A 19,330-nucleotide genomic window follows, 5' to 3' on the forward strand; every position below is an offset into this window, starting at 1 on the left:
CGTAGTGACAGCTCTGACGGTGATGACGATGGCGGCCGCCGTCGGCTGCGTGTCCGTATCGCCGCACACCGCCGCCCAGTCCCCGCCCCGCCTGTCCCGCGCCACCGAGCCGCGCTTCGCGCCGGCCCCCGCGCGCGAATCCCTGATCAGGACCGGCCCGGACGACTCGGCTCCGCCGGCACCGGCCGCACCGGGAGCATCACGGGACGGCCGGCGGGACCGGACGAATCCGCCCACCGGCGACCCGGCCGGCCCACGCGATACGGACGGACCCGGGCGGCCGGACGCCAGGGAGCGAGGGGACGGCTCCCCCGGCGGGGGTGGCTCCCTCGGCAGGGGCGACTCCGGCGGCCGGAAGGGCGACGGCGGCCGGGGCGGCGGAGACACCTCGCGCCCGTCCGAGCCCTCGGGCCCCTCCAGGTCCGCGCGCGGCGCCGGCCCGTCCCGCGCGGAGAACCGGCGGTCGTGGGCGTCGCGTCAGGACAGCTCGTCGCCCGCCGAGGCGGCCCCATCCTCCGACGACCGGGCCCCCGATCCCGAGCAGGCGCCCGCGTCCCGTCATGAGGCCCCCGCACCGGCCGCTCCCCGGACCCCGCGCGGCAAGGGCATCTGCGCCCTCGGCCACCAGTACGGCCGCTGGCAGCAGGGCGGCGACGCCTCCCGGATCTGCGGCCAGGTCTACGACCATTGAACCCCGGCAGGTCTCCCGCCCGGGGCCCGGGCCGTCGGCCCCTGAGGGCCGGACCGAGGGCGGCACGAACGATCAGACCGCGAGGTCCGGGATGCGCCAGTCGACGGGCTCGTGGCCCTGGGCCGCGATCGCCTCGTTGATCTGGGTGAAGGGGCGGCTGCCGAAGAACTTCTTCGCCGACAGGGGCGAGGGGTGGGCTCCCTTGACGACGGTGTGGTGGCTCTCGTCGATCAGGGGCAGCTTCTTCTGGGCGTAGTTGCCCCAGAGCACGAAGACGGCCGGGTCGGGGCGGGAGGCCACCGCGCGGATGACCGCGTCGGTGAACTTCTCCCAGCCCTTGCCCTTGTGGGAGTTGGGCTCCCCGCCCCGGACGGTGAGCACGGCGTTGAGCAGCAGCACGCCCTGCTCGGCCCACGGCTGGAGGAAACCGTTGTCCGGCACGTCGTAGCCGAGCTCCTCGCGCATCTCCTTGTAGATGTTGCGCAGGGAGGGCGGGGTCTTCACGCCGGGCCGGACGGAGAAGCACAGGCCGTGCCCCTGCCCGGCGCCGTGGTACGGGTCCTGGCCGAGGACGAGGACCTTCACCTGCTCGTAGGGCGTCGCTTCGAGAGCGGCGAAGACCTCTCCGCGCGGCGGGTACACCGGCGCCTTCGCCCGCTCCTCCTCGACGAAGTCCATGAGCTCCTTGAAATAGGGCTTCTCCAGCTCCTCGCCGAGGACTCCGCGCCAGGATTCGGGCAGCATGTCGGTGACGGTCACGTCAACAACCTCCGGGGTTCGTTCCGTTCTCACGCAAGAACTTACCGGCGACCACTGACAACGCCCGACGCCCGGCCTCAGAACCCGGCGTTGAGGAGGATTCCGCCGTCCACGACGAGGGTCTGGCCGGTGACCCACCCGGCGGCGTCGGAGAGCAGGAAGGCCGCCGCTCCCCCGATGTCCTCCGGCACGCCGAGCCGCCCCAGGGGGTACGAGGCCACGACCTCCTCCTCGCGCCCTTCGTAGAGGGCGGCGGCGAACTTGGTCTTCACCACCGCGGGAGCGATGGAATTGACCCGTACGCCCGGTGCCATCTCGTGCGCGAGCTGGAGGGAGAGGTTGACCATGGCGGCCTTGCTGATGCCGTACGCGCCGACGAAGGGGGACGCCCCGAGCCCGGCGACGGAGGCGATGTTGACGATCGCGCCGCCGTTCTCCTTCTGCCAGGCCCGCCAGGTCCGCTGGGCGAAGCCGAGCGCGGAGACGACGTTGGTCTCGAAGACCTTGCGGGCGACGGCGAGGTCGAGTTCGGCGATCGGGCCGAACACAGGGTTCGTCCCGGCGTTGTTGACGAGGTAGTCCACGCGCCCGAAGGCGTCCATCGCGCGGTCCACGGCGGCGGCCTGGTGGGCCTCGTCGTGCGCCTTGCCGGCGACGCCGGTGACCCGGTCGGGGCCGAGTGCCTCGACGGCCGCCTTGAGGCTGTCCTCGTTGCGTCCGGTGATCACGACACGGTCGCCGCGGGCCACGAGCGCCTCGGCGATGCCGTATCCGATGCCGCGGCTGGCGCCCGTGACGAGGGCGACCTTTCCGCTGTCCTGTGCGGTCATGTGGTGTCCCTCCCCGTCAGTTGAGCGGGCCGCCGGCCACGTACAGGACCTGGCCGGAGACGAAGCCGGCCCGCTCGTCGGTGAAGAAGGCGACGGCGTTGGCGATGTCCTCGGGCTCTCCGACGCGCTGCACGGGGATCTGGGTCGCGGCCGCGGTCTTGAAGTCCTCGAAGCCCATGCCGACGCGGGCGGCCGTGGCGGCGGTCATGTCGGTGGCGATGAAGCCGGGGGCGACGGAGTTGGCGGTGATGCCGAACTTGCCGAGCTCCTTGGCCAGGGTCTTGGTGAGGCCCTGCATGCCGGCCTTGGCGGCGGCGTAGTTGGCCTGGCCGCGGTTGCCGAGCGCCGAGCTGCTGGAGAGGTTGACGACACGGCCGAATCCTGCGTCGACCATGTGCTTCTGGCAGGCGCGCGACATCAGGAACGCGCCCCGCAGGTGCACATTGAGGACGGTGTCCCAGTCGTCCTCGCTCATCTTGAACAGGAGGTTGTCGCGGAGCACGCCCGCGTTGTTGACGAGGATCACCGGAGCGCCCAGCTCCGCGGCGATCCGTGCCACGGCGGCGTCCACCTGGGCGGCGTCGGAGACGTCACAGCCGACGGCGAGGGCCTTGCCCCCCGCCGCGGTGATCTGCTCCACGGTGCCCGCGCAGGCCGCCTCGTCGAGGTCGAGGACGGCGACCGCGCGCCCCTCTGCGGCCAGGCGGAGCGCGGTCGCGGCGCCGATGCCACGGGCCGCGCCCGTCACAACGGCCACACGCTGCTCGGTGGTGGACATGCGGGGCTCTCCTCACGTCGGAAACGTCGGCGTCGACGTCGCGCTCGGCTCCAGCGGCCGCTCCCCGCCAGCAGGTGAGCAACCGCTTAGTAGCTTGTCGATCAGACGCTAGAAGCCCCGCCACCCGCTGTCAACGCCTCGCGGCTCACCTCACCAGCAGGTCGAGGAGGCGTTCCGGTTCGCTCGCCGGGTCGGCGGTCAGTCCGGTGTGCACCGGGCCGGGCTGTACGACGGTGGAGCGCGGGGCGATCAGCCACCGGAAGCGCCGTCCGGCGTCGTCCCCGGCGGCCTGCCCGGCCCGCTCCCCGCCGAGGCAGACGCCCTCGACGGCGCAGAGCGCGGCCCGTACGCCCTCGACGTCGGCCGACGGGTCCAGGGCCAGCAGCCGCGACTCGTCCAGGTGGACCCGGGCCGCGACGAAGGACGTCGCCTGGCAGTAGACGACGACGCCGGCGTTGATCTGCTCCCCGCGCTCGACGCGTGGGACGACGCGCAGCAGCGCGTACTCGAATACTTCGCGTCCGTTGTGGCGCCCGGTCATTTTCCGGCCCTTCCATCGAGCCTGACCCGCACCCACTCGGGGGCCTGCGAGGGCTTGTCCTTGCTGCGTTCGCCGAGGGTGATCCGCTCGCCGATGCCCGCGGCGCGCTCCAGCAGCACGTCCACGTAGGCGCGGCGCAGCTCGTCCGGGCCGGCGAAGCCCGGCTCGTCCACGAGCCATTCGTCGGGGACGTCGGCCACGACCGAGGTCAGCAGCTCCTCGGTGACCTTCGGGGCGAGCTCGGCGGCCGCGGCGGCGACGTCCGGCGCGAAGGAGGCCAGGACGTGGTCCGAGGCGTCGTACGCCTTTCCGGCCGCCGCGGCGGCGGTGGGCCAGTTGTGGTGCCAGATCATCGTCGCGCCGTGGTCGATGAGCCACAGCCTGCCGTGCCACACCAGCAGGTTGGGGTTTCGCCAGGAGCGGTCGACGTTGTTGATGAGCGCGTCGAACCAGACCACGCGCCCGGCCTCGGCCGCGTCGGTCTCGAAGGCCAGCGGGTCGAAGCCGAGGGCCCCGGGCAGGAAGTCCATGGCGAGGTTGAGCCCGCCGCTGGACTTCAGCAGGCCCTGCACCTCCTGATCCGGCTCGCTCCGGCCGATGACCGGGTCGAGTTGGATCACCGCCAGCTCCGGCACCCGCAGGCCCAGGGCCCGGCCGAGCTGCCCGCAGACGACCTCGGCGACCAGGGTCTTGCGGCCCTGGCCGGCGCCGGTGAACTTCATGACGTACGTCCCGAGATCGTCGGCCTCGACGATCCCGGGGAGCGAGCCACCCTCACGCAAGGGCGTGACATAGCGGGTGGCGGTGACCTCTGGCAGCATTATCGCAGGCTCCACGGCTCTTTTACCTGGCAATCCATGACCCACTCCAACAGGTGCTCTTCGGGGGAAGCGTCCACGATCAGCCTTGGGGAGAATCTGGGGAGTTTCCGCTGGCCTGCCACTCCCCCGCCCTCCCGAGCAGCCCGTCAATGGCGGTGCGCCCCTTCCTTCCGGCCTCCGGCATGAAGTGAGCATAGTAACCGAGCGTGACAGTCGGCGACGAGTGACCAAGCCACCGCGCCAAAGTCACCACCGACTCCCCCGCCTCCAGCATGATTGAGGCGTAGGTGTGCCTCAGCACGTGGAATCCGTCCCTCGGCGCCGCCTCCCACTGCCACTGCTTCGTTTCCCTGGGGCGCGGGGGAATGATGCCGGCCTTGGCCAGCGCCGGCTTCCAGGTGTAGGTGTTCCACGTGTTGACGGCCACAGCGTTGCCGAATCGTGTGGTGAGTAGAAGAGAGTACTTTCTCCGCTGCCTGTCGGCCTCGGGCCTACCCCACGGCAGCTCCACCTCCACCGAAGGGAACTCCTCGACATGCCGCTTCAACTCCGCGGCCACCGAGGGAGGCATGTCGACGATCCGCGTCTTCGCCCCCTTCGGCAGGGCAAAGTACAGTCTCCCGCTGACCGCTTGAACTTGGCGGCGACATGAAGCACGCCTCTCGCATAGTCGATGCCTTCGGGACTCAACCCGAACACCTCTCCCTGGCGTAGCCCGCACCCCAGGCGGCACCTTGGGCCACCTCACGGACTTCGCATGCATGGGGTTTCTGGCAAGCCGCTTGTCGTCAACGGCAGCCTGCAGGATGCTCGACAGCTCGGACAGGATGCCGCGCTGGTAATCGACCGAGGAGACAGTGGCTTCCAATTTCGCAATGTAGGCGCGTACTCGGACGCTGTGATGTTTCTGAGCGGCAGCTCGCCGAGATGCGGCGCGATGTGCAGTCGCGCCTTCCGCTCCTGATTCTGCTGCGTCTTGGGAGCACCTCCCCTGCCCGGTCGGTCAGCAGCATCCACCGGGCACCGTCTTCGATCGCTCCGGCTCCCCGACGCGCACGCCAGCCCGGCTCACCGGGGAAGCCCACCGAGACTCGGGGATCCTTGAGCAGCGTGGACACCTCGTGGCATCCTTGGGCGACCCATGGCCCGTGCGCGCTGCGGAACAGCGGGCCGCGTTCCCGCAGTCGGGCGTAGACCCGGTGGGAGTCCCGGTGAAATCGCGGGTCGGACAGATCCAGGACCGAGTCCGGTGCCCGGTCCACTAGGAGCGGACCGGCCCGAACAGTCGGCTTCCCGGTGCCGAGGCGTCCGGGCTTCCGTAGTAGCCCTCGATGAGCTGCGCAAAGCCTTCGCGGTTAAGGCGTCCGTCCACCAGCACCTGCTCGATGGCCTCCTCGTCCATTGGGGCGTCCATGACGGCCAGGAGGCGGCGGAACTCCTCGGCGCTCAGGTGGTCGTCGTGGTCGCGGTCGGCGTTGGTGAACACCGCGTGGGCCACGGGGCGCATCGCCTTGCCGTGGGACTTGGTGACGCTGGCGCCGACCGAGGCGAGGAACTCGGCCTCGCTGATCCTGCCGTCGCCGTCGCGGTCCATACGCTCCAGCAGCCGGTCGAACAGTGTCAGGTACTGCTGCCGCAGGTTCCGTGCCGACGGCGAACCGGGGTCGACCGAGAACTCGGCGAGCACGCGGTCGACGATGGCGTCGTAGCCGTCCCGCTCGAGATATCCGTTGCCGTTGGTGTCCAGGGCGTGGAACTGAGCGGCGGCCTTGCGCTGCTGGAACGTCAACTGGTGGGGCACGTCGGTGGACATGGGCATCGCTCACGGATCGATGGAACGCGACTGACTGATTGATGGGACGAACGGTGAGGGCGGCGCTACGCGGGTGAGCCCGTCACCAGGTGACGGTCACCGCTCCGTCACCGCCGTGGGCGCCGTCGGCACCCCTGTCGCCGTCGCGTCCGGGGTGGCCGTCGGCGCCGCGGTAGCCGTCGTCGGCTGCGGCGCCGACGTTCGGTTCGAAGAAGCCGCCCGTCCCGCCACGACCGCCGTGGCCGCCATGGCCCCCGGTGCCGCCTGCTCCACCGGCGCCGCGCGCGGAGCCCGGCAGCCCCGCCGAGCCGCCCCGGCCGGGCGTACCCCCGTATCCGGATCCGCCCTCCTGGCCTCCCTGACTCGTGTTACGCACGGCGTTCCGATGGCCGTTGGTCCCGTCCCGGCCGGGCGTACCGTCGCCGCCCTTCCCACCGTCGCCGGCCGCCCTGACCGTGGCGCCAGTGCCCGCGCACGTGTTGGAGGAGCCGGTGCCGCCCGCACCTGCGTGCCCGCCCGCTCCCTGCGGGCGCCCGCCCTTTCCACCGTTGCCGGGCGTACCGCCACCCGACTCACCGTTGTTACCACCGCCTCCGGCCTTGCCCTCGTGCCCCGCCTTGGCCGTGGCGCCTGCCTTGCCGCCCACGACGGTCGCTACGGTGTCGGGGCGCCCGGAACCCCCTTTACGCCGGTAGATGATTCCGCCTTCGCCGTTGTGTCCGGAGGTGCCGATGTGGCCCACGCGGCCTGGATATGCGTTGGCACCGCCTCCGACGAGGGTGCTGTTGCCCACGCCCCACTCGCCGCCACCGCCGCCGGCACCGCCCTGGCCGCCCGGTCCTCCCGCGCCGACGAACATCTCCAGCTGGTCGCCGGGTGCCACACTCACGCGGCAGGTCACGTAACCGCCGCCGCCCGCACCGCCACCGCCTCCACCGCCCGCACCGCCGCCTCCACCGCCGCCACCCCCGCCACTGCCGCCGAAGGACCGCCCGCCGTTGCCCCCACCGCCGCCGCCACCCGCACCTCCACCACCTCCCGCTCCGCCACCTCCGCCGCCACCGCCCCACATGGAGACGGTGATCGAGGTAACGCCCGCGGGAACGGTCCACAGCCAGCGGCCCGGCGCCCACTGCTCCTGCCCGGCGGCCCGGGCGGGAGCAGCCGTAGCGAGGGGCAACAGGCTTCCCGCCAAGAGGAGTGCCCCGGCCGCGGCTCTCGCCGGCCGGCGACGGTGCGGGGCGGACGATGAGGATCGAAGCAGCAAGGAGCGGAGACGCGGCAGGGGCATGGCAGTCCTCTCGGATACGAGGTGTTCCAGGCACTGTCCGAACCGATGCGAACGTAGCGACCGAAGCACGCCCGTGCGTCGAGGCGAGCTGTTTATCAGCTCTTCGGGTGGTATTGGGTAGATATGCATGGAACGTTCGTCGCAAGGGGGGACTCGAACTCGTCACAGCCGTCCTTCATCACCGGACACGGTGAGCGGTTGCTGCCGCGCGGGCAAACCAATGACGGGGCCCGATGCGCCCTCGCCGGTAGGTGGCCGGAAGACGGCCAGCAGCTGCTGGGGCGGGTCGGATCGAGTGGTGTGGAGCTGCCGCCGGCTGCGGAAGGGCGGCCTGGGGGCGAGGGCGAGCACGCGGTTGACGATGGCGTCGTAGTCGCCCTGTTCGGGATATCCGTTGCGGTCGGCGTCCAGCGAGTGGAATCGGGCGGTGGCTTCAAACTTTTGGGAGGTCAGCTGCGGGGCACGTCAGCGGATCCATAGTGGGGGCCGGCCACGGCCGATACCGCTCGGTGCAGGGTGGTGATCAGGTGGCTGCCCTGGTTGATGAGGACGGTCGGCGCCTGCCAGGTGACCCGGGGGGCGGCCACCAGGGTCAGGCGGTTGAGATGAACCCATTGCTGGGCGAAGGAGCGTGCGCTGTCCTTCAGGTAGCGGCGGTAGGTCCTGACCACGTCGCCGCCGACGAGCGCCTCGGCGGCGGAGTGCCGGGTCTCCAGGCGGGTCAGCCATTCCTCGCAGGTTCGCTGGTAGTGGCTGCCGTCGGAGCGGAGGTTGAGCGGGTTGAAGAGCCGCTCGCCGGCCTGCAGGACTTCGGAGAGGAAGGGGAGGTGCGACTGCGGGAAGATGGCCGTTGAGATGAAACCCAGTCGGTTCGCCGCTTCGACACTGACGGGCACACCAGGGCCCCAGCTGATGAACTGAAGGGATAGCCGTCCGCCGGGTCGTAGCCAGGAATGGCAGTGGCGGAAGAAGTGCCGGTAGGCGCGGACCTTGGCGGCGCGCGACATGCCCGGGTGGGTGAAGTGTTCGAGAGCGCCGATGCAGATGATCGCGTCGTAGGGCTTGTCGGGCTTGTGGTCACGCCAGCTCTCCAGCCTGACGTCGACTCCGGGTATGGGGCGTGACCGGATCCAGGAGGTCTGCGCGGCACTGGGGTTTAGGCCGGTGGCCCGCGTGACGTGGTGTTCCCGGATCAGGCGGTTGAGTGTGCCGCCCCACCCGCAGCCGATGTCCAGGACATGTTCGGCTCGTGCGGCACGGGCTTGCTCGATGTGGTAGTCGATCTTCCTGATCTGTGCTCGCTCGAGTGTGTCCTCCTTGTCGTCCTCATCCCACAGGGCACAGCTGTAGGTGAGGTGCTCGTCGAGCCAGAGGGCGTAGAAGTCGTTGGAGATGTCGTAGTGGTGACGCAGGGCGGCGGTCGACGCCTCCGGTCGGCTTGAGCGGCCGGACCGGCGACGGTGGGGGGTGTATTGGGAAGGGGCCATGGCTCAGGAACCTCCGGGGTCGGGTCGGGATGTGTGTGGCGGGACGGTGCCAGCGAGGCCGAGCCGGGTGTGGATGCTGTGGGCAACGTCCCGCAACGTGCCGTGAGTGCGCAGGAGTTCCAGAGGCGGGATGTCGACGTTGTAGAGCTGCTGAAGGCTGGTGAGGAATTCGGCGGCCATGAGGGAGTCCATGCCGTAGGCGTCGAGGTGGCGTCCGGGGTCGAGTGCGTCGGGTTCCATGTGCAGGGCGCCGGCGACCAGGGTGCGGAGCCGGTCGGTGATGGCGGCCAGGGCTTCCTCGGTAGTCAAGCGTGAGAGCTGCTGGGAGAGGTCGTGCGGTGCGGTGTCGCCGGCGTGTGCTCGGTCGGGCATGAGAGCGGCGAAGCGGGGGGAGCGGAGTGCGGGGAGTACGCGGCCGAGCCGGGCCCAGTTGCAGCGGGCGATGCCGCAGACTCCGGTGGGGTCTGCCCACAGGGCCTCGGCGGCCTCGAAGGCGTCCTGGGGGCGCAGGGGTTCGATGCCCAGGGCGGCCAGGGGGCGGGTGAGGTGGTTGCGGGCCACGTACCCGACCTCGCCGATGACGCCCCAGCGCAGTGTGGTGGCGGTGTGACCCAGCTGGCGGCGTTGGCGGGTGAGTGCTTCCAGGTAGAGGTTACCGGCGGCGTACGGAGCTTGGGTGGCCTGGCCGACGGTGGCGGAGGTGGAGGAGTACAGCAGGAACAGATCGCAGGACCGGTCGCGGGTGAGGCGGTCCAGGAGAGCCGCACCGGCCATCTTGGGTGCCAGGACGGCTGCCAGGCGTTCGGAGGTGAGCTCGGCGATGGGAGCGTCGTCCAGGTGCATGGCGCAGTGCACCAGGCCGCGCAGGGGATGTCCGGTGGCGTCGATCTGCTTGATCAAGGCCCGCATGCCCTCGGCATCGGTGGTGTCGGCGGCGTGCACGGTGGTCCGCACGGCGTGGCCGTTGAGGCGGTCGGTGAGTGCGGCGGCTTGGGGTGCTTCGGGTCCGCGGCGGCTGACCAGGGCGAGGTGGCGCGCTCCGAGGCCGGCCAGCCAGGTGGCGGTGGCCGCACCGAAGCCGCTGGTCCCTCCGGTGATGAGGTAGGTGCCGTTCGGGTCGAGGCGAGGGGGGCGGGGCAGGGGCTCGACCAGCGGCGGTTCGTCGAGTGGGTCAAAGGTGGTGACGACCTTGCCGATGTGGCGTGAGTGCTGCAGCAGCTGGAGCGCCTCGCCGATGCGGGAGGCGGGGAAGACGGTGTGGGGCAGTGGCCTCAAGGCGCCTGCGTCGAGATGTTGCTGGATCGTGGTGCGCAGCTGCTGCTTGCGGCGCCCGTCGTCGATGACTTTGGAGATGTCGACGCCGAAGAAGGCGATGTCGTTGGCGAACGGCCGCAGTGGCAGGGGGTTGTTCTCGCAGATGTCCCGCTTGCCGAGTTCCAGGAAGCGTCCTCCCGGGGCGAGGACTTCGAGTCCCCGGGTGAGGGCTTCGCCTGCCAGGGAGTTGAGGACGATGTCGACGCCGCGGCCCTGGGTGATCTCCATGACCTGGTGGGTGAAGTCGAGGGACCGGGAGTCCAGGACGTGGGGGAAGCCGAGGGCTCTCAGGAAGCCGCGTTTGAGGGGCGTGCCGGCGGTGGTGATGACCACGGCGCCCTGGTCCGTGGCGAACTGCACGGCGGCCAGGCCGACGCCGCCGGCCGCACCGTGCACCAGGACGCTCTCCCCCGGCTGGAGGCGGGCCAGGTGCACAAGACTGTGGAGGACCGTGCTGCCGGCCATCGGAAGGGTGGCGGCCTCGGCGTCGGTGAGAGTGCTCGGTGTGCGCAGTAGGTAGGACTCCTTGGCCACGGTGTGGGTGGCGAGGGTGGCGTGTCCGAAGCCGAAGACCCTGTCGCCGGGCTGCCATGCGGTCACCTCCGGGCCGCAGGCGGTGACGATCCCGGAGCATTCCAGGCCCAGCCCCTTTTCGGAGGCCGTACCTTCGAAGACGTCGCTGGGCAGAAGCCCTGCCGCCTGTACGGTGTCGCGGTAGTTCAGTCCCGCGGCGCGGACAGCGACGACGACCTCGTCGGGTCCGGGCATCAGGGGGGTCATCTCTTCCCAGGCCACTTGGTATGACAGGCCGGGGTTGCGCACTCGCAGTCGGTAGGCCGTACCCGCCGTGGCGGGTCGGGCCGGCTGCCAGGGGCGCTCGCGGGGGACGAACCTGCTCTGACCGGTGAGGACGATCTCTTCCTCGTCGCTGGGATCCAGCAGTTCGCGCGCCAGAAGGCAGGCGGTGGCGTTGGTGTCCGTCCCGCGCTGTAGGGAGAGCCGGTGCCAGCCGAGTTCGGGGGTCTCGTTGGCGAGGGTGCGGGACAGGCCCCAGGCGGCCGCGTCGTGGGGTTGGGTGATGGCTCCGGGGGCGGGCACGGCTCCGCAGGGGGAGGTCACCAGCCAGAAGTCGGTGCGTACCGTGGCGGGCAACGCTGCGCAGGCGGCTGCCGCCGCGCGCATGATGAGGGCCCGCTCAACCGTCCGGTCCACTTGGGCGTTGGGGGACGGTTCGGGGGCTTCGCCGAGGAGCAGTGCGATGGTGAGGCGCTGCGGGGGCTCGCCGGATACCTGGGTCATGGCGGAGGACAGCAGGGCCGCCCAGTCCTTCGTCGTGGCTCCTGCCGAGCCGGTCAGCGCAGGCCGGCTGTCGCCGCGCAGGAGTTCCGCGGTGGTGCGGGCCAGAGGCTCGGCCTCCGGTGTCTCGCCGGCGAGGAGGAAGACGGTGCGGGCTCCGGGTGAGGGCAGCACCGGCTGTGGCGGCTCCTGGCCGTCGGGGGCCGTGGCGAGGAAGACGGAGTACTGATCGTGCAGAGGAGCACGATCGTCGCCGGTGTGGACCACTTCGGTGTAGCCGCAAGCGGGCAGCAGATCGGTCCAGTCGCGCCGGGAGCGCATGGGCCGGACCGGGCTCCAGGGGCCGGATGTCTCCTTGCCGAGGTCCTCGTCGACATCCAGCAGGGAGATCACGAGCTCGGCGTCGTGGGTTTCCAGCCCGAGCAGGCGGCCGCCCGGTGCCAGGAGCCGGGCCAGGTGGCGCAGCGTCGTGCCCGGATCGCGGGCCGAGCGCAGCGCATAGCCGGCCACGATGAGGTCGAAGGAGTGCTCGGTGCCGTCCTGCTGCTCGGGGCCGAGGTCGAGATCGTAGGTGCGGTAGTCGACGAAGTCATGGGCGGCAAAGCGCTTGCGGACCACGGACAGGGCCGCCGGGGACGTGTCGGTGAGCCGGTAGTACGTCCGGTCGGCGGGCAGCAGCGGCAGCAGGGCCGCCGTGGTGCCGCCGAAGCCGGCGCCTACTTCCAAGACGCGCAGCGCCCGATCGGCCGGCCAGTGAGCGACGATCCGGCTGAGGAGGGCCTGGGCGACCCGGTGGTGGAAGCGGACCGCCGGGGAGGTCTCGTAGAGCTGCTGCCGCAGATGCGCGTCACCTCCGGCGATCCGGGCGGCTGCCGGTCCGGCGTCTTCCGGTCCTGCCTCGGGCCGCGCGAAGAGGTGGGTGGTCACGGCGATGTCGGCAACCGCCGCGGGCTGCTGTGCCAGGGCCTGCCTGAGCAGATCCGCACCGCGGCCGTCGGACCGGTCGGTCAGCCGCCATGTTCCGTCCTGCACAGCGGACAGCAGTCCGTAACGCCGCATGAGCGGCGTCATCTGCACGGCCAGTCTCTGGTAGCGCTCGGGGACGCCCGCCGGTTTGAGGTCGCCGAGGGAGAAGGGGGCGGTGGGATCGGGCAACACCCGGGCGAGGGAAGCGGCCATGGTGCGGGCGGCGTACTCCTTGAGCAGGGTCGCCAGGGCCGCGTGGCGCTGTGCCGGCCAGGCGGCGCGCAGGGCACCGATGGTTTCCTGTGCCTCGTCCAGGATCTGTGTGGACGAAGGGAGAGAGGACGGCTGCGAGGTCATGTCCGGGCGGGGTGCGGCACGCAGCACGGTGTGGTGGGCGGTCGGCGGGGTGCGGCCGGTGGTGGTCAGACGGCGCAGGCGGCAGGAGGTCAGCTGCGCCACGACGGCGCCTTCGGCGTCCGTGAGGTCGATGTCCCAGCACACCTCGCTGTCCGTGCGCGTGCGTTCCACGACGTGGATGGCGCCGGTGGGCGGCGGGGTCTGCCACAGGCGGACGGCGCCGATGCTCGCGGGCAGGTGGGCGTACCCCTGCGACAGGCGACGGGCCAGGAGTTGCACACCCGCTTGCAGAGCGGCGTCGAGCAGGGCCGGGTGTGCCACGTAGGGGGCGCCGGGGGCATCACACCGATAGGTGGCCACCACCTCGCTGTCACTGTGGTGAAGGTCTGTCAGCAGCTGGAAAGCCGGGCCGTATTCGAGTCCGACCTCGGCGCAGTCCTGGTAGTACTGCTCGGCTGCGACGTGGTGGGCGCAGCGCCGGCGCAGCGCGTCGAGATCGAGACGACCGGGTCGTGGCCACAGCAGTGCGCGTACGCGGGCGCGCGCGTGCGGGCGGGGTTCGGTGGTCCCCCCGTCCATGCTGGTGATGGTCACCGTGCCGTCTGCCGGGTTCAGCGCGGTCTGGATGTGCACGCTGGAGGGGTCGGCCGCAGGAATCACGAGGGCGTGCAGGATGTCGAGGTGTTCGGCTTCCACCGGTTCACCCAGCACTGAGCGGCCCGCGGCGAGGGCCATCTCCGCGTAGGCGGTGGCGGGCAGGACGACGGAGCCGCCGATGCGGTGGTCGAGCACCCAGGGGGCGAGGACGGGTTCGACGGCGGCATCCCACGAGGGGTGCGGGGTGGGCATCCGTTCGCCGAGCAGCGGGTGGTCGATCCGGCCGGTGCAGTTGTTGGGCACCCAGCTTTCCGGGGAGCCGACCCAGTGCCGTTCGCGTTGCCAGGGGTACGCGGGCAGGTCCACCACCCGCCCGGGGCGGGGGAACCAGCGCGTCCCGTCGCCCATGGCACCTGCCGCGATCAACGCGGCATGCGCCCTTCGCAGGTCATCCCGCCCCTCACCGTCCCGGTGCAGGGCCGCCACATGGACGACTCCGGCATCCGGCCGCTCGGCGGCGACGCGGCGGACATAGGGGCGCAGGACGGGATGAGGGCCGATCTCCAGACAGATGTCCGCCCCGTCCTTGACCATGCGCTCGGCGGCTTCGGCGAATCGGACCGGCTCGCGTACGTTGCGCCACCAGTAGGCGGCTGTCAGGTCCCGGCCGGCGGCCCGGAAGCCGGTGACGGTGGAGTACAGGGGGATGGTGAAGTCGCTTGGTCTCAGGCCGGACAGGGCGGCGGTCAGGGCCCGGCGTTCGCTGTCCATGGCGCGACTGTGGAAGGCGTAGTTCAGCGACAGATCGCGGAAGAACACTCCGCGTTCCGCGAGCCTCCGGCCCAGGTCCTTCAGGGCCTCCGCATTGCCGGAAAGGGTGACATCTTGAGGGCTGTTGACGCCGGCGATCTCCAGATCGTCGGCGTAGCGGGCGATCTCCTCCAGGGCACGGTCCGGAGCCAGTCCCACCGCGGCCATCCTGCCACGGCCCGCCGTTCTGGCCTGGGCCCGGCTGCGTTCGACGATCACCTCGGCGGCTTGGGCCACGGTGAGGGCCCCGCCGACGTGCGCGGCCGCCACCTCGCCCACACTGTGACCGAGGAGGGCGACAGGCTCGATGCCGGCGGCGCGCAGCTCGGCCACCAGGCCCAGTTGAACGGCGAACAGCAGGGGCTGGGCGAATGCGGTGTCCTCAAGCCTCCACCGGTCCGCGGGAGTGCTCAGCGCCTCGCCGACCGACCAGCCCAGGCGGGGGGCCAGTTCTTCGTCCACCGCGGTGACCGCTTGGCGAAACGCCGCGCTGGAGAGCAGCCCGGCCGCCATGCCCGGCCACGGTGAGCCGTTGCCGGAGAAGAGGAAGGCGACGCGACCGCTGGGCACCGCCTCGCAGACAGCTCCGGCGGCATCGTCCGGCGACCGCCCGTACGCCTCAGTCCGTTCGGGCGCGTCCGTTGGTGTACCGAGGGTGACTCCGGCGAGCGCGGTGAACTCCGCGGCGGCGCTCTGTGCGGTGCGGGCGAGGACCACGGCGCGGTGCCCGTGCCGTCCCCTGCGCACGTACGAGGTGTAGGCGATGTCGTAGAACTCCGCGGCGTCCGCGATCTTCAGCCGCTCGGCCATGCGCTGGACCGCCGCCGACAACGCCTGCGGGGTGCGGGCGGTAACCAGCACCGGAAGTTCTTCGGGCGGTACCGGCGGGGCGACGGCCGCTGCCTCGGGTGGAGGTGCGCTGGTGAGGACGGCGTGGGCGTTGGTCCCGCCGAAGCCGAAGGAGTTGACGCCCACTGCCGGCCGCTCGGTCTCGGGCACGGGACGCGCCGTGGTGGCCAGGGTGAGCCCCCAGCGGGCGAGGTCGGTATCCGCAGGCGCGGGTCGGCCGTGCAAGGTGGCGGGGATGCTGCGGTTTTTGAGGACCAGCAGGGCCTTGCACAGGCCCGCCATGCCGGAAGCGGGCTCCAGGTGGCCGAGGTTGCTCTTGACCGATCCGATGGGCAGTTCACCGGTGATGCGACGCATGCCGAGTGCCTGTCCGATGGCCCGCGCCTCCACGGGGTCGCCGGCCGGGGTGCCGGTGCCGTGCGCCTCCAGGTACACCAGCTCGTCAGGGCTCACGCCCGCCTCGGCGTAGAGGCGGCGCAGCAGGTTCTCCTGAGCCTGAGCGCTGGGCAGGGTCATGCCGAGGGTCCGTCCGTCGCTGTTGGCGGCGGTGCCGAGAATGACCGCGTGAATGCGATCGCCGTGGGCGAGGGCGTCCTGAAGTGGTTTGAGTACCAACACGGCGCCGCCTTCGGCGCGCACGAACCCGTCGGCCGCCGCGGAGAACGGTGAGCACCTGCCGGAGGGCGACAGCATGGCCGCCTGGGAGAATCCGATGTAGTGCACCGGGCTCAGGAGAAGGTTGACGCCTCCGCAGATCGCGACCGGGCTGTTGCCTTCCCACAGGTTCCGGCATGCCCCGTCCAGCGCGACCAGCGAGGAGGAGCAGGCGGTATCGACCGCCATGCTGGGGCCGTGCAGATCGAAGCTGTAGGAGATGCGGTTGGCGGCGATCGACAAGGCGGCGCCTGACATGGTGTAAGGGCCGATCCTGCGATAGGGGCGGGTCTGCATGCTGGCGTAGGAGGCGTCGGAGATGCCGATGTACACCGCCGTGTCGGAGCCGGCGAGGGAATCAGGAGCGATCGCCGCGTCGTCCAGGGCTTCCGCGGTCAGTTCCAGCAGCAGCCGGTGCTGCGGGTCGATATAGGCGGCTTCCTTGGGCGAGATGCCGAAGTATGCGGCGTCGAAGGCGGCGATGTCGTGGCTGAGGAAACCGCCCGCCGCGGTGTAGCTCTTGTCCCCGCGCGGTCTGGAGGCGTCCACGAACAGTTCGGCCGGGAAGCGCTCCCGGGGCACCGTGGTGATCAGGTCACGCTCCTGTTCGAGCGCTTGCCGCAGACCGTCAAGCGTCTCGATCCCCCCGGGAAGCCGGCAGGCAGCACCCACGATCGCCACCGGCCGGTTCTCCTGTGATCGCCCGTCCGTCACCGCAGCGCCCCCTCACCCCATTCGACAAAGGCGGCATACCCATGCGTGCTGCTAAAAATCCATCCGATTGAGTGGTAATCGGCCGGGTGCGACTGCGCCGCCGCGGGGAAGCTAGCCGGACATCGAGCCCGCCCGACGACGTCGAAGGAGACACGATGTCCATCGTGATCACCGGTGCCACCGGCTTCCTCGGGAGCCACCTGATCGGCGAACTGCTGGCCCAGGACAGCGGTGAACCCCTGATCATCCTCGGGCGGCACGCTCCGGACACGCTGCGCCACCGCCTTGAGACCGCCGTTCAGGAGCTGCGGGAACCTCCGATGAGGCCCGCGGCGCTGCGCCGCCTGCGGTACGTGTACGCCGACCTCACCCGGCCCCGCTTCGGGCTCCCGGCCGGGCAATGGTCACAGGTGGTCCGGGAAGCCACCACCGTGTGGCACTGTGCCGCACACATCAACCTCCTTGGTGACGCGGCGGATCACTACCAAGTCAACGTCACGGGCACCCGCCATGTGCTGCAGCTCGTGGATCAATCGCCGGCGGCCAGGCTCCTCCACATCAGCACGGCCTTCGTGGCCGGTCGCCGGTCGAGTGGCCACGTACTCGAAACCGACTTGCGCGACGAAGGCTTCGACCTCGCCTATCAGGAAAGCAAATACACCGCCGAGCGCATGGTCCACCACTGGGTCCGGCAGACCGGGCGCGAGGCCCTCATCCTGCGTCCCGCCGTCCTCGTCACCGACCGTGCGCCCGCTCGCCATTCGGCCGGCCAGCCCGTGGGTGTGCTCCACCACCTCGTTCGCCAGGCGCTGCGAGCCGGCGCCGCCACCGACCCGGCCTTCGTCCAGCTGCTGTCCGGACACGGTGCGGGCACCGCCCTGCGCATCCGGATCCCCGTCGACCCGAGCAGCACCATCAACCTTCTCCGGGTCGACCACGCGGCCGCGGCCATGGTGCGCGCCGCCGCCCACCGTGGCCCGACCGTGCGGACCCTGCATGTCACGCATCCGCACGAGACGCCTTTCAGTACGGTCATGCGCGCTTTCACACTCCGCTACCCGGGTCTGGTCCTGGAGGCCGACCCCGAACTGGGCGCCGCCAGCCCGCTGGAGTCCCTCTTCGCACGGGAGGCCGCGAGCCTGCTCAGTCACACCACGCACCATCGCACCTATGACCGCACGCACTTCCGCCAGGCCGTGGGCACCTTCCCGGACCCGGCCCCCGTCACCAGCGCATACCTCGCACGCGCCCTGCGCGACCCGGAGCGCGCCGCGGGTGCGAACCGCTCGGGCGGCGCGGCGTACGGCCGAAATTGACCGGACCGTGTTCGGTGCCCCTCCGGCGGCCGGCTCGTCCAGGCCCGGCCCCCGTCATCAGGCCGCGCGCAGCCGCTCTTGAAGCTGCCGCCGGAAGCACGCCGCGTCATACGGGGTGGCGTCGCCGGGCTCCTTCAAACCGACCTCGATGCCCAGCGAGTCGATCCGGCCACCGTGCACGGGCCCGGTGCTGTACTCGCTCGCCAGGAACCGCACCCCGAGCATCGTCTCCATGTGCGCCTCGACGAGTCCTGCACATCCGCCTCGACCTCGGCAAGACGTGGCGCGACCTCAGTCACGCCGCTCCCATCCCCCTGATCCGCACTCGAGCGAACCACTCGGCATCCTCCGTGACGCCTGAGCCATCAAGGCGAGGTGACGCTCTGGATCGTTCCTACAGCGCAGACGGTCGGCATCTTCCCTTCTCCTATCGATCACTCAATGCAACAGGCCCGCCCATACCGACAGCAGTCAAGATCACGACCAACGCCTGTCGCTGACGGTTCCCCTGGAGAGAATCTGGGGAGTACGAGCCGCTCTGGGGAGCGCGTGGGGAGAACCGGCTATGTAACCGGGGACGACCCTGAAAGGCCATGAAAGAAGGATCAGCGCAGGTCACAGACGTGTTGGATCGCATTGCCGCAGGTCAGGACCACTTGGTAGACAACTTCATGACGTACGTACCGAGATCGTCGGCCTCGACGATCCCAGGGAGCGAGCCACCCTCACGCAAGGGCGTGAACATAGCGGGTGGCGGTGACTTCGGGGAGCATCGCCCCAGGCTACTGCGGTACGGGCGGGTATCCGGCACCGCCCGTGCGCGCGCCTCTTCGAACGCGGCGGCGAGGCTCTGAACGCGGGCGGCCCCGGGGCCGTATAACTCCCATGAACCAGCGAGCCAGAGGAGCGATCATGACGCATTCGGCACCGGACCGGCCCGGCACCACCCGCCGTACCCTCGTCGCGGCGGCGGGAGCCACCGGCCTCGTGGCCGCGCTCGCGGCCTGCGGCTCCGACGACGGCAAGGGGAGCAAGGAGACGGGCCCCGAGGAGCAGCCGGGCACGACCACTCCGCCGGCCACGGGCGAGAGCCCGAAGGAGGCGCAGCCCAAGGGTGAGGCGCTGGCCCGGGCCTCGGAGATCCCGGTGGGCGGCGGGAAGGTCTTCGCGGACCGCAAGGTGGTGGTGACGCAGCCCGTGAAGGGGGAGTTCAAGGCGTTCTCGGCGGTCTGCACCCACCAGGGGTGCGTGGTGAAGGACGTGTCCGACGGGACGATCAACTGTCCTTGTCACGGCAGCAAGTTCAGCGCGGCGGACGGCAGTGTCCGCAACGGTCCCGCACGGCAGCCGCTGCCGGGGCGGACGGTCACGGTGCGGGACGACTCCGTACAGCTGGGCTGAGGCCGCTCGCCCGGCGGGCTCCTTCCCGCGCCGGTGCCATCGGCG

At 70.8% G+C, this 19,330-nt stretch carries 14 protein-coding genes and 2 pseudogenes; 3 read left to right on the forward strand and 13 right to left on the reverse strand.

Annotated elements, in window-relative coordinates; translation table 11 throughout:
• Positions 1 to 4 precede the first annotated feature (4 nt).
• Entirely contained in the window at positions 5 to 691 is a 687-nt protein-coding gene (locus J7E86_RS27670; RefSeq protein ID WP_215085412.1) for a hypothetical protein, read from the forward strand.
• A 72-nt stretch (positions 692 to 763) separates the two neighbouring features.
• On the opposite strand, the gene J7E86_RS27675 is transcribed toward J7E86_RS27670, so the two are convergent.
• The 12 genes and pseudogenes from J7E86_RS27675 to J7E86_RS27725 all read right to left on the reverse strand — a co-directional run bounded on the left by J7E86_RS27675 (position 764) and on the right by J7E86_RS27725 (position 16,535).
• Entirely contained in the window at positions 764 to 1,435 is a 672-nt protein-coding gene (locus tag J7E86_RS27675; protein ID WP_215085464.1) for a uracil-DNA glycosylase, read from the reverse strand.
• A 92-nt stretch (positions 1,436 to 1,527) separates the two neighbouring features.
• Entirely contained in the window at positions 1,528 to 2,280 is a 753-nt protein-coding gene (locus J7E86_RS27680) for an SDR family oxidoreductase (RefSeq protein WP_215085414.1), read from the reverse strand.
• A gap of 16 nt (positions 2,281 to 2,296) precedes the next feature.
• Positions 2,297 to 3,058, reverse strand: a complete 762-nt coding sequence (fabG, locus tag J7E86_RS27685; protein ID WP_215085416.1) for a 3-oxoacyl-ACP reductase FabG — start codon at positions 3,056 to 3,058, stop codon at positions 2,297 to 2,299.
• A gap of 145 nt (positions 3,059 to 3,203) precedes the next feature.
• On the reverse strand, positions 3,204 to 3,599 hold the full coding sequence (locus tag J7E86_RS27690; RefSeq protein WP_215085418.1) for a DUF3037 domain-containing protein: 396 nt from the start codon (positions 3,597 to 3,599) through the stop codon (positions 3,204 to 3,206).
• Positions 3,596 to 4,420, reverse strand: coding sequence for a HipA family kinase (locus J7E86_RS27695; RefSeq protein WP_215085466.1), 825 nt, complete (start codon positions 4,418 to 4,420; stop codon positions 3,596 to 3,598). Before J7E86_RS27695 ends, J7E86_RS27690 begins: the two co-directional genes overlap by 4 nt.
• A 79-nt stretch (positions 4,421 to 4,499) precedes the next feature.
• Positions 4,500 to 5,288 carry a tyrosine-type recombinase/integrase gene (locus J7E86_RS27700; RefSeq protein WP_251019777.1) on the reverse strand — a complete coding sequence of 263 codons (789 nt, stop codon included), beginning with the start codon at positions 5,286 to 5,288 and terminating at the stop codon, positions 4,500 to 4,502.
• 62 nt (positions 5,289 to 5,350) lie between these two features.
• Positions 5,351 to 5,437, reverse strand: a pseudogene (locus J7E86_RS32140) (hypothetical protein); the annotation flags it as partial.
• A gap of 244 nt (positions 5,438 to 5,681) precedes the next feature.
• On the reverse strand, positions 5,682 to 6,233 hold the full coding sequence (locus J7E86_RS27705; RefSeq protein WP_215085420.1) for an EF-hand domain-containing protein: 552 nt from the start codon (positions 6,231 to 6,233) through the stop codon (positions 5,682 to 5,684).
• An 82-nt stretch (positions 6,234 to 6,315) separates the two neighbouring features.
• Positions 6,316 to 7,122 (reverse strand): hypothetical protein, encoded by an 807-nt coding sequence (locus J7E86_RS27710; protein ID WP_215085422.1) that lies wholly within the window; start codon positions 7,120 to 7,122, stop codon positions 6,316 to 6,318.
• An 8-nt stretch (positions 7,123 to 7,130) separates the two neighbouring features.
• Positions 7,131 to 7,295, reverse strand: coding sequence for a hypothetical protein (locus J7E86_RS27715; RefSeq protein WP_215085424.1), 165 nt, complete (start codon positions 7,293 to 7,295; stop codon positions 7,131 to 7,133).
• 678 nt (positions 7,296 to 7,973) lie between these two features.
• A complete protein-coding gene (locus J7E86_RS27720; protein WP_215085426.1) occupies positions 7,974 to 9,011 on the reverse strand; it encodes a cyclopropane-fatty-acyl-phospholipid synthase family protein in 1,038 nt (345 codons plus the stop codon).
• A 3-nt stretch (positions 9,012 to 9,014) separates the two neighbouring features.
• Positions 9,015 to 16,535, reverse strand: coding sequence for an SDR family NAD(P)-dependent oxidoreductase (locus J7E86_RS27725; protein WP_308312750.1), 7,521 nt, complete (start codon positions 16,533 to 16,535; stop codon positions 9,015 to 9,017).
• Between the two features lie 188 nt (positions 16,536 to 16,723).
• Between J7E86_RS27725 and J7E86_RS27730 the strand changes: the two genes are divergently transcribed.
• Positions 16,724 to 17,884, forward strand: coding sequence for an SDR family oxidoreductase (locus J7E86_RS27730; RefSeq protein WP_215085430.1), 1,161 nt, complete (start codon positions 16,724 to 16,726; stop codon positions 17,882 to 17,884).
• Positions 17,885 to 18,028: 144 nt separating this feature from the next.
• Here the strand turns inward: J7E86_RS27730 and J7E86_RS27735 are convergent.
• Positions 18,029 to 18,222: pseudogene (locus J7E86_RS27735) on the reverse strand (transporter); the annotation flags it as partial.
• Between the two features lie 574 nt (positions 18,223 to 18,796).
• On the opposite strand from J7E86_RS27735, the gene J7E86_RS27740 reads away from it, so the two are divergent.
• Positions 18,797 to 19,285, forward strand: a complete 489-nt coding sequence (locus J7E86_RS27740; RefSeq protein ID WP_215085432.1) for a Rieske (2Fe-2S) protein — start codon at positions 18,797 to 18,799, stop codon at positions 19,283 to 19,285.
• Positions 19,286 to 19,330: the final 45 nt, after the last annotated feature.

Source organism: Streptomyces sp. ISL-11 (genome assembly GCF_018614525.1).
In the GTDB taxonomy this organism is placed as follows: Bacteria; Actinomycetota; Actinomycetes; order Streptomycetales; family Streptomycetaceae; genus Streptomyces.